This window comes from Clostridium fungisolvens (genome assembly GCF_014193895.1).
Taxonomy (GTDB): domain Bacteria; phylum Bacillota; class Clostridia; order Clostridiales; family Clostridiaceae; genus Clostridium_AR; species Clostridium_AR fungisolvens.
On record NZ_BLZR01000001.1, the window covers coordinates 990745 to 1003621 of the forward strand.

The 12877-nt window shown below is 31.0% G+C and carries 13 protein-coding genes; 9 read left to right on the forward strand and 4 right to left on the reverse strand.

All coding sequences use genetic code 11. The features are described 5' to 3' along the window. Positions 1–172 precede the first annotated feature (172 nt). The 4 genes from bsdtw1_RS03830 (at position 173) to bsdtw1_RS03845 (ending at position 4138) form a co-directional block, all read left to right on the forward strand. Positions 173–973 (forward strand): SDR family NAD(P)-dependent oxidoreductase, encoded by an 801-nt coding sequence (locus bsdtw1_RS03830; RefSeq protein ID WP_183276281.1) that lies wholly within the window; start codon positions 173–175, stop codon positions 971–973. A 216-nt stretch (positions 974–1189) separates the two neighbouring features. Then, entirely contained in the window at positions 1190–2395 is a 1206-nt protein-coding gene (locus tag bsdtw1_RS03835; RefSeq protein ID WP_244638212.1) for a sensor histidine kinase, read from the forward strand. Next, positions 2382–3035 (forward strand): response regulator transcription factor, encoded by a 654-nt coding sequence (locus bsdtw1_RS03840; RefSeq protein ID WP_280514123.1) that lies wholly within the window; start codon positions 2382–2384, stop codon positions 3033–3035. The genes bsdtw1_RS03835 and bsdtw1_RS03840 overlap by 14 nt, the downstream gene beginning before the upstream one ends. A gap of 278 nt (positions 3036–3313) precedes the next feature. Next, on the forward strand, positions 3314–4138 hold the full coding sequence (locus tag bsdtw1_RS03845; protein WP_183276283.1) for an SDR family NAD(P)-dependent oxidoreductase: 825 nt from the start codon (positions 3314–3316) through the stop codon (positions 4136–4138). Positions 4139–4591: 453 nt separating this feature from the next. Here bsdtw1_RS03845 and bsdtw1_RS03850 read toward each other — a convergent pair whose 3' ends face one another. After that, positions 4592–5506 carry an alpha/beta hydrolase gene (locus tag bsdtw1_RS03850; protein ID WP_183276284.1) on the reverse strand — a complete coding sequence of 305 codons (915 nt, stop codon included), beginning with the start codon at positions 5504–5506 and terminating at the stop codon, positions 4592–4594. Positions 5507–5608: 102 nt separating this feature from the next. On the opposite strand from bsdtw1_RS03850, the gene bsdtw1_RS03855 reads away from it, so the two are divergent. Then, positions 5609–6160 (forward strand): CBO0543 family protein, encoded by a 552-nt coding sequence (locus bsdtw1_RS03855; protein WP_183276285.1) that lies wholly within the window; start codon positions 5609–5611, stop codon positions 6158–6160. A gap of 124 nt (positions 6161–6284) precedes the next feature. On the opposite strand, the gene brnQ is transcribed toward bsdtw1_RS03855, so the two are convergent. Next, on the reverse strand, positions 6285–7643 hold the full coding sequence (gene brnQ / locus bsdtw1_RS03860) for a branched-chain amino acid transport system II carrier protein (RefSeq protein ID WP_183276286.1): 1359 nt from the start codon (positions 7641–7643) through the stop codon (positions 6285–6287). 903 nt (positions 7644–8546) lie between these two features. Here brnQ and bsdtw1_RS03865 point away from each other — a divergent pair. Next, on the forward strand, positions 8547–8816 hold the full coding sequence (locus bsdtw1_RS03865) for a hypothetical protein (RefSeq protein WP_183276287.1): 270 nt from the start codon (positions 8547–8549) through the stop codon (positions 8814–8816). Between the two features lie 119 nt (positions 8817–8935). Here bsdtw1_RS03865 and bsdtw1_RS03870 read toward each other — a convergent pair whose 3' ends face one another. After that, positions 8936–9193 carry a zinc ribbon domain-containing protein gene (locus bsdtw1_RS03870; protein ID WP_183276288.1) on the reverse strand — a complete coding sequence of 86 codons (258 nt, stop codon included), beginning with the start codon at positions 9191–9193 and terminating at the stop codon, positions 8936–8938. A 140-nt stretch (positions 9194–9333) separates the two neighbouring features. Continuing rightward, positions 9334–9858, reverse strand: a complete 525-nt coding sequence (locus bsdtw1_RS03875; RefSeq protein WP_183276289.1) for a DUF4825 domain-containing protein — start codon at positions 9856–9858, stop codon at positions 9334–9336. Between the two features lie 289 nt (positions 9859–10147). Between bsdtw1_RS03875 and bsdtw1_RS03880 the strand changes: the two genes are divergently transcribed. The 3 genes from bsdtw1_RS03880 to ureB all read left to right on the forward strand — a co-directional run bounded on the left by bsdtw1_RS03880 (position 10148) and on the right by ureB (position 12876). Continuing rightward, positions 10148–12007, forward strand: coding sequence for an ATP-binding protein (locus bsdtw1_RS03880; RefSeq protein WP_183276290.1), 1860 nt, complete (start codon positions 10148–10150; stop codon positions 12005–12007). Between the two features lie 189 nt (positions 12008–12196). Next, a complete protein-coding gene (ureA, locus tag bsdtw1_RS03885) occupies positions 12197–12499 on the forward strand; it encodes an urease subunit gamma (RefSeq protein WP_183276291.1) in 303 nt (100 codons plus the stop codon). 8 nt (positions 12500–12507) lie between these two features. Then, the gene (gene ureB / locus bsdtw1_RS03890; protein WP_183276292.1) at positions 12508–12876 is read left to right on the forward strand and encodes an urease subunit beta; all 369 of its coding nucleotides are present in this window, start codon (positions 12508–12510) and stop codon (positions 12874–12876) included. Position 12877: the final 1 nt, after the last annotated feature.

A 12877-nucleotide genomic window follows, 5' to 3' on the forward strand; every position in this document is an offset into this window, starting at 1 on the left:
ATATATTGGTTATAAGATAAAACTATAGTTTTTATAAAGATGAAACACTTCGATCAGAAATCTATTTTCAAAACTCTTATGGATTCTGAGAGGAGAATTTGAAAATATAAATTTAAAAATGAAGTGGTACATCTGTAGGCGGATAAAAAATAGATAATTGGAGGGGAATATAATGAGAGTATTAAATAAAAATATAGTAGTTACTGGTGGGGGAAATGGTGTAGGAAGAGAGTTGGTTCTTAATTTATTGTCGAGAGGAGCAACAGTAATAGCAGTTGATATAAATCAAGCTGGACTTCAAGAAACCTTCAGAATTTCAGGTGATAATGAAAGATTATTAACTAGGATTGTGGACATTACAGATAAAAAAGCTGTATCTTACTTTGCAGAAGATATCATTTTAAAGCTTGGGAATATTGATGGAGTGATTAATAATGCAGGTATTATTCAACCTTTTATTCAGTTAAAGGATTTAAAACTAGAACAGATTGATAAAGTAATGAGTGTTAATTTTTACGGAACTTTATATATGACAAAAGCATTTTTAAACCACTTATTGACTAGACCAGAGGGGCATATTGTAAACATTGCAAGTATGGGAGGATTTCTTCCTGTTCCTGGGCAGAGTTCCTATGGTTCTTCAAAGGCTGCAGTTAAGTTAATGACTGAAGGCTTGTATTCGGAACTATTAGATACCAATGTACACGTAACTCTCGTATTTCCAGGAGCAATGGCTACAGACATAAAGAAGAATTCAAAGCTTACGGATAAAGGTGTCACTGAGGAAGAAAAGAATTCTAAGATGTTACTTAAACCAGACACTGCGGCAGAATTAATTATTAAAGGTATGGAAAAGAATAAGTATCGTTTCTGTATTGGTAAGGATGCTAAAGCTATGAATTTCCTTTATAGTATGAATCCAGGCTTTGCAACTCGATTTATTAAACGTGTAATGGGAACGAAGGAACATTAGCAATACATCTTATAGCAAGTATGATATTAATAATAAAAATTCTATAGGTGACCTCTAGCTTTACAGTTAGTTGTCACTATTGTCTTGCATAAAACTAAGAAGAAATATGCCCAAAGGTACAATTGTTAAAGTGAGGAATTTACTATAATATAGGTATTAATATTAAATATAAGTATAATAGACCCTATAAAAAGGCAGGTGCTAGATTTGCGCAATATGTTTAGATCAACCTTTACGCCAGATTCGGATGAAACTATTTTTCCAAAGACCCCCATAGTAGTGGGGATTATTTTAATTTATCTGGCTACAATTTTTGTTCCAAACTCACATAATTTACAGTTGAATGAAGTTGTAGGAATTACTATAGTAATGATGATTCAGTTGTGTGTATTTTGGTTTTCCAGTAACATATTTAAAAATAAATATTGGCTTTACTTTGTTATACAAGGGATAATAACTTTTGATTATGCGGTTATAGCACCTGAAGCTTATAAAACTATAGTTCTAGGACTAACGCCACTTTTCATTATTCAAAGTATGATAGTTTATACCAATGCCATAAAAGTGGTTGGTATAGCTATTTCTTTTTATAGTATATTTGGCTGTACAATTATAATAATCAGTGGAATTAGGGAGTTAATTCAATCTTTTCCCTTACTTATCATAATAACAATAGCTATGCGTGCATATGCGATTATCTTTTTTAATCAAGTAAAATTAAGAATCCAAAGTCAGAAAGTGTCACAAGAGTTAGCATTGGCCTATGAGAAAGTGGAGGAGTTAACCTTAATTAATGAGAGGCAGAGGGTTGCTAGAGATTTACATGATACATTATCTCAAGGTATTGCAGGAACTATAATGCAATTGGATGCAGTAAATGCTAATTTAAATAACAATAACGTAAAACGTGCTCAAGAAATAGTTCAAAAAGCAATGGAACATGCCAGAAAAACCTTGGCAGATTCAAGACTTGTTATTGATGACTTGAGATCTCAAACTAATAAGAAAATTGATCTTAGAGAAGCATTAGAAAAAGAAATTTCTAGTTTTAAGGGCGTGTCAAGTACTTCAATAACATCAAACTTTATATTGAGTGATGATATACCTGAAAATATTTCAAAACATATTTTATATATTGTAAGAGAAGGGTTAAATAATATTGCTAGGCATGCAAAGGCTGAAAATGCTGTAATTGATTTAAGAGAAAATGAACATCAAATAAACATAAGCATAAGTGATGATGGAATAGGTTTCGAAGTTAAGCTTTTAGATAGGCTGTTTGGGCATTATGGAATAATAGGAATGAATGAGCGTGTAAAAGCAATTAAGGGAAAGATTAAAATAAAGAGTAGAAGAAAAGCTGGCACAAATTTAAGCATCATTATACCAATTGAGAAAGGAATTGCTGATGAATATGAATAAGAGAAGGATATTGGTAGTAGATGATCATTTGATAGTAAGAGAAGGGCTAAAGCTTATTTTTGAAACAGAAGAAAACTACGAAGTTGTTGGAGAAGCTGAAAATGGAGACAAAGCATTGATACTAATTGAGGAGTTAAAACCTGATGTAGTTTTAATGGATTTGAATATGCCCAAAAGAAGTGGGCTGGAAGCTATAAGAATATTAAAGGAAAAAAACAATCCTGTACCTATAATTATTCTAACAACTTTTAATGATGATAAATTAATCAGAGATGGGCTTTTCTTAGGTGCAAAAGGTTATTTGTTAAAGGATAGCACTCGTGAAGAGCTTATTAGAACAGTTGAATCTGCAATAAGAGGAGAAATATTGCTTCAACCGGAAATTAGTAAGAGCGTTTTCGGTACAAAAATTGAAACTGAGCAAAAAAATAGTACTATTAATAACCCAATAACAGAAAGAGAAATGTTTGTTTTAAGATCTGTTGCAAGAGGATGCACTAGTAAAGAAATAGCCTTTGATATGGGGATATCAGAAAGAACAGTTAAAGCTCATTTAACGAGTATTTACAGTAAGCTAAATGTTGAGTCCAGATCAGAAGCTGTTGCAGTTGCTATAGAAAATGGAATTATCAGAATGTAAAAATAAAATTAATAACTAATAAAAGTCCTATAAGATTACGTAGCAAGCTCCGTAATTTTATGGGCTTTTTTACTATATGAATTACGTTAATGAAATATATCTTTCCTAAAAGTACAATATATTTTGCCCTAAGGTACAATAGTTCAGCCTTATAAATTGATATAAGATAAATTTATAAAATGGATACATAAAGTAATCTAATGGGTAGAGAAAAATAATTAAAGTAAAAAACTATATGGTATAGCCTGAATTTAGAAAGATACAAGGAGTGTTATTATATGAAAAAAGTATGTGTAATCACAGGCGGTGGAAGTGGAATGGGCCTTGCTACTGCTAAGATAATAGGAAGAGAGAATTACATTATTATCGTAGGAAGATCAATTGAAAAGTTGGAAGGTGCATTAGCGGAGCTAAGAGCTGAAGGGATTGAAGCAGAATCCTTTGCCTGTGACATTTCTGATAGGGATTCAGTAGATAAGCTAGCAACATATGCAAAAGAAAAAGGAAAAATTTCCGCTGTAATTCATGCTGCAGGCATGTCTCCACATATGGGAGAAGCAAGGAAGATAATGGAGGCAAATGCTTTAGGTACAATTAACATAAATGAAGCTTTTTATAACGTTATGGAAGAAAGGTCCTGTATTATAGATGTATCATCAATGTCAGCTCATCTTACTCCTAAGATTATTATGCCTGAGCGTAGTTATAAATACAGTAGAATTGATACAGTACTTTTTATGAGAAAAATGATGGCGAGAGTTAATCTTTTTCCGAAGAAACTTAGATCAAGCGTGGCATATGGTATTTCTAAGCACTTTGTCGTGTGGTATGCAAAAACTGACGCTGCTAAATTTGGGAAGAAAGGCATTAGAGTAATTTCTATATCTCCTGGTAACTTTGAGACTCCTATGGGAGATCTAGAAAAGGAGAGTGCTTCAGAGTATACAGAATATTGCGCAATAAAACGATTTGGCTATGTTGAAGAAATTGCAAGTCTATTTTCCTTCTGTGTCAGTGATAAATGCGGATACTTAACTGGAGTGGATATACTTTGCGATGGAGGTTGTGTTGCTTCGGGATGCAATCCGCTTAAGATGAGATAATTAAGTAGAAAATAAAATATAATCAACTTTATTGTGTGAGTTGTTTTTAATACAAAATACTAAAGTTATAAAGTATAAATCTGAATATCTAGGTGTTAAATGTTGATATGAATAATTTGTATTGTAAGAAATAGTCTTCATAATATCTACATAATTTTGGATTATAAATAAAATATAACTTATAGGAGGTGTTGAAATGATAGGACAAACTTTGGCTGAATGCATTCATATGTGTGGTATGCATGGACAAGATTTAGCAAATTGTATTTTAACAATGTTAGGTATAAAATAAGGCTCTTCATATTTCCATTAATAAGACTAGTGATTTAGATTTCTCGCTAGTCTTTTACTTTGTGATGAAATGATTTAAGAAGTATCATAACTGTTCCCCTTACCAATATAGGCAAAGATTTGCTCTAGAAAAATAAAATAGTAAAAGTCGTCTTATAGAATCTATATTTGATTGTTATAATCGCACAACTGACTAAAGAAATCTACCTGCTCATCATTTAGCTTTATTGCTTCAGTATTTCTTATATTAAGATGGAATACATGGTTAGCATATTTATCCTTATGACCATACTCTTTGTAAATATGAGCGATACCTAAAGTCTTTAATCTATTAATCAATTCAGGTTTGCAACCTACTAATAAATCATTAACGCTACAAGAAATGAAGACTGGAGGAAATGAAGAAGTAAGGTTTGACTGAAAATCCATTTGGCGTTCATATTCATAAATATCTTTACCTACATAGTCTCTTACCAAGCTTTTAATAAATCTATTTATTAAGATATTTTCTCTATTTTTTATTCTATCAAGAGGATCATATATGCCGCAGTTTAATCCCATGGCTTTTATTCGGATATCTGGAGTTTTAAAGTTAAAAAGATTTGCATACTCACAGTTTGTAGTTATAGCGGCATATTGGCCTGCAAGTTGAGCACCAGCTGAATCACCCACAACGAACAAATTATTAAGGTCAAAGTTAAACTTCTCAGAATTTTCTTTCACCCAATGAAAGACTGCATTCACATCCTCAAGTGCAGCAGGAAATTTATATTTTGGTGCAAGGCGATAGCTAAAATTTATTACATTAAATCCGTAACTGGCTAAATTCATACAGTAAAACTGATATGCGTCCTTATTGCCATAAACCCAGCCTCCACCATGAATTGAAATTATTACTGGTAGAGGTTTTTCATTGTCCAATGGATTATATAAGTCAAGCAAGTGGTCTTCAGTTGTGTCTCCATAGTAATTTATATTTACATGTCTTTCAATATTTTTAGGGGGAGTAAGTCCCTTATCTCTTAATGCGTCTCCTTTTTTGAACAGTAAACTAAGAACAGCAGATGTTAATGACAATTTGTATCACTCCTTTATATAAATTATATTAATCAAGGAAATAATAATTATAAGACGGGGTATGGAAGCATAAATAAAGATATTAAAAACAGGAGAAAGTATATGAATTCTAGTAGGGAGTTATTACATGAAAAAGTACTTGAACTAAAAAGGACGGAGTTAGACTTGTCGCTGCAGCATTGGTATAATTACGAATTATTCACCTGGCAATGGTGGATAAAGTTTACCTATTTAATTATTCCAATTTTTTTATTTTATAAGCTACTAGATAGAAAACGAAGCTTTGAGATTTTAACCTATGGGCTTATGATAAGCTTAATGGCCACAATTATAGATATAATAGGATGTGACTTTATTTTATGGAATTATAAAATCAGGCTACTTCCTGTTGGTTTTTTCTTAATTCATGATGTGATATTTATACCAATTGTTTCTATGCTGATATTTCAATATAATTCAAGCTGGAAAGCTTTTATAACGGCTAATATAATATTATCTGCTATAGGTGCTTATATTGAGGAACCGATAGCGGTTTTGATTAATATTTATGAACCCATTGCATGGAAACATACCTATTCTTTTTTCCTTTTTTTCGCTATGACTGTTATATGTAAATATATTACTATAAGATTATCACGTAAGAAAGACTTATAGTATTAAAATAAAAAAATCACTTCCATAAGAATTATCTGTAAGTAGAAACCTCTTTTGAGGAAATCTTAAAAACAGTTAAAATTCTATGGAAGTGATAAGTATTTGTAATGTCTATATATTTTCTTTATACAGCACTAACCTTTTTTCCACGAACACCCCAGATGATTAAACCAATGATAAATCCGAAAAGTGCAGGTATAACCCATCCAAATCCGTAATTATATCCTGGTAAATATGAAGTTGCGAAAGTAACAAGCTTTGTAACTACAGCATTTTCAGCAAGAGGCTGTGGTAGTGCTTTTAAAAGATCAAAGAATGCTGCTATAACAGTTAATCCAGTAGTCCATTTGTATACATCGCTTTGCTTATTTATAAATGGAGATAAGAGTGATAACAAAATCAAAGTAATTACTAATGGATAAAGGAACATTAACACTGGGATAGAGAATTTTATAAGATTACTTAACCCAAAGTTAGCAATTACAAATGAAAATAGTGTAAAAGCAATAGCGTATTTTTTATAGGATAGCGATTTAGGGAACATCTCACTAAACATTTCAGCACAAGAAGTAATTAATCCAATAGCTGTCTTTACACAAGCAACTCCTACAATAGCTGCGAGTAATACTTGACCAACAACGCCAAAATAATGATTGCTTACCATTGATAAAATAGTTCCACCGTTATCAGCATGACTTACACTTCCTAGACTAGTTGCGCCCATATATGCTAAGGAAGCATATATAATAGCCATACCTGCAACGCTTACTAAACCAGATTTACAGGTTTCAACAGCAATTGAATTAGAATCTTTAACACCTAGCTTTTGAATATTAGAAATAATAATTATAGAAAAAGCTACTGAAGCCAAGGCGTCCATGGTGTTGTATCCATCCAATAAGCCAGTGAATAATGGCTGAGCTACGTAATTACCTTGAGCAGCATAATCACTTGCATGTCCCATAGGATTCACGAAGGTAGCTATTAATAAAATCGATAATAATACCAAGAAAATAGGAGTAAGGTATCTACCTACCCAATCTAAAATCTGACCTGGTTTTAATGAAAAATAAATAGTGATTGCAAAAAATATAAATGAGAAAATAATAAGTCCTACTTTTAAATATTCATCAGAAATAAATGGATGAATTCCTACCTCAAATGCCACTGTAGCAGTACGAGGAATTGCAAATAATGGACCGATTGTTAAGTACAATAAACATGTAAATATTGTTGAATATTTGGAACTAACTGGCCTTGCCATATCAAATAAACTTTCGCTTTTTGAAAGAGCTGAAGCAATGATACCAAGAATAGGTAGTCCTACACCAGTTATTAAAAATCCGATAGTAGCTGTAAAAGCATGATTTCCAGCTTGTTGTCCCATTTGAACTGGGAATATTAAGTTACCCGCACCAAAGAAAAGCCCGAATAATAATGAACCTATTAGCAAGTTTTGATTGAAACTTAGCTTCTTTTTCATAAGTTGTCCTCCTTTTTTATTATTATTACCAAAAAAACATTATAATTTTTTACTTGAATAATTAGATTGCTTTTTGGTAACACCTTAATTCGTTATTTTATTATAATATACTTATTGAAATTAGTAAATTTGTTTTTTTTACATACTAACTCAGATGCAATTCGTAACAATTAAATGAATTTGTTGAAGATTTATTATTGGTGTCTATAAATCAGCTTTCCTAATTAAGTATTTTTTGTTAATAATATTATTAACTATAATCATAAGTGCGGGAAATAACGCTGCAAAGCTCGGTCCAATGTTAAAACTCAAAACACCTGTACTAATTGATAATCCTAATATAATGTAGCAAAATCCTATTGTAGAAAATAATATTTTAATACTATTAAGATATGCACGCTCGTTGAGTATATTAAATTTTTTCGGGTTTGGGTATAACCATTTTTTTGCTCCTATAAATGTAAAAATTAAATAAGCAGATCCTAATACAATAAGTGAGTAGGATATAAATTTGATTATGATATTCATACGTAAGTCTCCTTATTTATAGATAGTATAAGATTTAGTATGTTAAGCTTAGCACATGCTTTTTTAATACTAAAAAGTGATCTATAAGTTTTATAAACTTCTATATATAATTATATCTGGAATTTTAGGGAAAGTAATATCAATTTTGTGGTATTGATAATACTAATATATTAGAGTATAATCCAAAGAAAAACTTAGTATATGGATTCATTAGAAAAATTGAATTGTACATGGTTGAAAAGTTATGCCCCAATGATCTTAAGACATGGGCAAATTGGTATAATAAGTTAATGAGCTGGATGAAATTTATTATTAAAATGATAACATACACTTTATAATATAGCAGTACTTATGAATAGTTGGAGGACAGGTTTTATGATAAGAATATGGGGAAAAGTGATTAAAAGTAATAAGATAATTATGGATGATGTGGCTACTTCTGATAATGAAGATAACTTTGAAGTTGCTGTAAAAGAATGTATAAACGAGCTTTGTGACAAGTTTGATATCTCAAAGCCTTATTGGTTAGATACAAATACAAGAGAGTACAATAGAAGAAGAAAGACTACCTTTAATGAAGATAACTTCATCGAAGATATAGAATTTGATAGATTCATAGTTGAACAATTAGAAGATGAGAAATAAAATATCTAGAAAAATAAATAACAACTTTTAAGTAAAATAATATTAAAAGAAGCCTCAATTATAGAGGCTTCTTTTGTTGTTATATAAATATTTTGTATTATGTTTTATGGAGATTATGCTTATTTCCAACGTTTAAGAGTTGGTAATAAGTTTGTCATTTCTTTTCTTGCTTCTTCTTCTCCTATTGCTTTTCCTAAAATAGGTACAATTAAATCAATCATTTCCTTCATAGTCATATTAGGAACTATAAATTTTCCGTCTTTATAGCAATTTGTGCAGTAAATGCTTTTACTTCCGTCCGGATCTGTTGCTATGAAATGTGAGTGTTCTTCGTTAAAGGGTAAACCACAGCTTTGACACATTGTTACTTCTGCCATTTTTATCATTCCTTCCATATAGTATATAAATACTTAATCAACAGTTAGCCTATACCACAGATGTAAATTGATTTTATTATAAATGATACGGATTATTTTGTATATAAAAGGAGTTTGTTATTTTTATTAGATAAACTCATTTAACTCTTTAAAAAGCTATCAAGTGAACCATCATTTTTAAATAAGTTCCTTAAATCTCCACCATACTTTTTTTCTAAGGTTTTCCTGTCATATTTATAAGGTTTCTCACCTATATCCTCTACATTAAAGTCCACCGAGTCAGCATTTTTTATAAGTGCTAACAAAACTACAGCATTCTTCTCTAGGAGTTCTTCAATCTGTACGTTGCTCCAAAACTTAGTGTAGTCTTCTTCTTTAGAATTTTTATTTGCTTTATAATTAATGGTCATTCCATAGGGTTCTTTAGCAGTTTGTAGACTAAATCCTGCACTATAAGAATTGGCAGGAAGTTTTGAGATTATATTTGCTACAGCACTATTATCACCGACGTAAGAGTCCTTATATTTTATCAAATCATAGGTACTAATTTTAGAAGTAGTTTGTTTAGTTTGATTTGATATTTTAGCTGAATTATTATTGCAACCTATTAAAGTCAATGACAATACTACGATTATAGGGGCTATTTTTTTAAATCTATTATTCATTCAAATTCTCCTATCCTAATGCCTTACAAAAGGCAATGCTTTATTAAAAGAATAACATAACTATATCACATACTAGTTATTTAAAAATGAAATAAAATAAACAAATTATGGATGTTGACTTAGCAAATTATAGTACGGTTTTCTTTTTTAAAAGTGAAAAAAATTTACAATTATACAATAATATTGCTAATTTTGTAAAATAAAAATATAATTTAGATTATGGACAACTATGCTATAAAATTAAGGCTGGGATTTTCTAATGGATAAAAAGGTGAAAAGGGGTCAGGTTATGAAAAAGCGAAAACATAGACTTGTTGGTATGACAAGAAAATTATTTATATTAATCTTTATTACACTTATACCATTAACTTTCCTAGTAGTATATGAAATTAAAAGTAATTTTACATCAAGTATTAATCAAGAACTAAATTCAAGCCAAGACTATTGCGAAGCTATAAGCAGTTCGTTTACAAACTATATTACCAAGGTCTGGACCAATCAATACTCAATTGGACTTTCCATGGCCTTAAACACAAAGTGGACACAGAGTGACATAGAGAAATTTATGAATGCTGTGCTTCCTTATGACAACGGTATATTTAGCTATACCTGGTTAAAGCCAAATGGCGATGTAGTAACAAGTACAAGTGCTGGAGTTAGAGGGAAAAATATATCTGACAGAGATTATGTACAAGCTATAATGCAAGGGAAAGATAAAGTTATTGGAGATTTAAGATATGCTGCAAATGGATATGATTTAATAATTCCAGTGGCAAGAGCTATACGAGTTAATGGAGTATTGCAAGGGATAATTATAAGTAATATTGATATAAAAAGATTGGATAGTGTACTGCCGGCTAGAAGAACAGGAAAGTCAAGTAAATATGGATTGATAGACAAGAATGGACGAATTGTTTACGCAAATGACATCAAGGGGTTATCCTATGACCAAAGAATCATACCAAAAAACTCCAATGCATGGAAGGCCCTTAACGGAGAGGTTTATAGATATAGTTTTAAAATATCTGACTTAGAAGGCGCAAAGCAAGTGGGGGTTGACTATCCGATTAAAGATATTGGCTGGAGCTGTTATGTAACATCACCTATTTCGCAAATAACAGGGATTCAGATAAAGCGAGTAAAGAACGACTTAATGGCACTAATACTAGTATATACTGTTTCGTTTATAATAGCATTTCTTATTGGAAGACAACATATATACTCAATCAATAAAATTAAGGATGTTACCAATAAGGCTCTTTACAAAGATGAAAATTATAAAACTGACTGTAAGGGTATAGATGAATATGAAGAGGTTGTAGATGCCTTTAACCAAATTACAGAAGGCTATAATCAAAAAATAAACGAGGTAGAGGAATACAGTAATTTGAAGGCGAATTTTATGGCTACTATGTCACACGAGTTAAAAACACCTTTAAATATTATTCTTGGCTGCGTTCAATTAATGGAAATACAAGTTATAGAAAACGAATCTTTTAAGAAGTATCTAAAGATACTAAAACAAAACAGCTTTAGACTTCTTAGGTTAATAAATAATTTTATTGATATAAATAAGATTGAAGTGGAAAATCTAACTTTAAATTTGGTAAATGATAATATCATAAGAGTTATTGAGGATATTTCCTTGTCCATTGTTGAATACACAAATCTAAAAAATATAGGAATTATATTTGATACTGAAGTAGAAGAAAAGTATATGGCCTTTGATCATGATAAGATTGAGAGAATAGTACTCAACCTGTTATCCAATTCAATTAAATTTACGGAATCTGGAGGAGTTATAGCAATTAATATTTACGATAAAGATGATCATATAGTGGTTTCAGTAAAGGATAATGGTATAGGTATTCCAAAAGAAATGCAGAGGAAAATATTTGATAGATTTGTGCAGGTAGACAGCACACTGAGAAGGAGAGCAGAAGGTAGTGGAATTGGTTTGTCACTAGTAAAATCTCTAGTTGAACTTCATGAGGGTTCAATATCAGTAAAGAGTGAAGTTGGTATAGGTAGTGAATTTATAATTGAACTTCCTGTAAAGCAGGTTGAAAAAAATCAAAAAGCAAGTATAGAAGGTAGTCTGTCTAACGTAGAAAAGATAAAAATTGAATTCTCAGATATATATACATAAATATTCGGAAAGAAAGATATGCTAGGTAAAAAATAATTGTAGTAATTTAATAGTGAGAGTATAATATTGCCATAAGAAAAATATTCCACATAAACAAAATAAAGATAGAATATTGATACAATGAGGTATCTCTTAATTGAGATACCCTTTTTTCATTGAGTATGAAATTTTGAAAGGGAAGGTGTTTTTATGTATTTTACTCCTAGAGAGATGGAAAAGCTAATGCTTCACTATGCAGGAGAGCTTGCAAGAAAACGTAAGGATAGAGGCTTAAAGCTTAATTATCCAGAAGCAGTTGCACTTATATGCTCTGAGCTTATGGAAGCAGCGAGAGATGGGAAGACTGTAACAGAACTTATGAACCTTGGAACAAAGATATTAAAGGAAGAGGATGTAATGGAAGGAATATCTGAAATGATTGATGAAGTTCAAATAGAAGCAACCTTTCCAGACGGCACAAAACTAGTTACTGTCCATAATCCAATAAGGTAGGTGTTAAAATGAAACCAGGTGAAATAATCGTTAAGGATAGAGATATTATATGTAACGAAGGAAGAAAAACAAAGATTTTAATTGTTTCTAATACTGGAGATAGACCAGTTCAGGTAGGCTCACATTTCCATTTTTTTGAGGTGAATAAGTGTATCGAATTTGATAGAGCTGAAGCCTTTGGTATGAGGCTTGATATAGCATCGGGTACTGCAGTACGTTTTGAGCCAGGTGAAGAGAAGGAAATCCAATTAGTTGAAATCGGTGGTAAGAAGCTGGTATATGGACTTAATGATTTAACCGCAGGAGCTACTGATGAAGCTAATAAAGAAGATAGTTTAAATAGAGCAAAAGAAAACTCTTTTAAAGGGGTGAAATAAT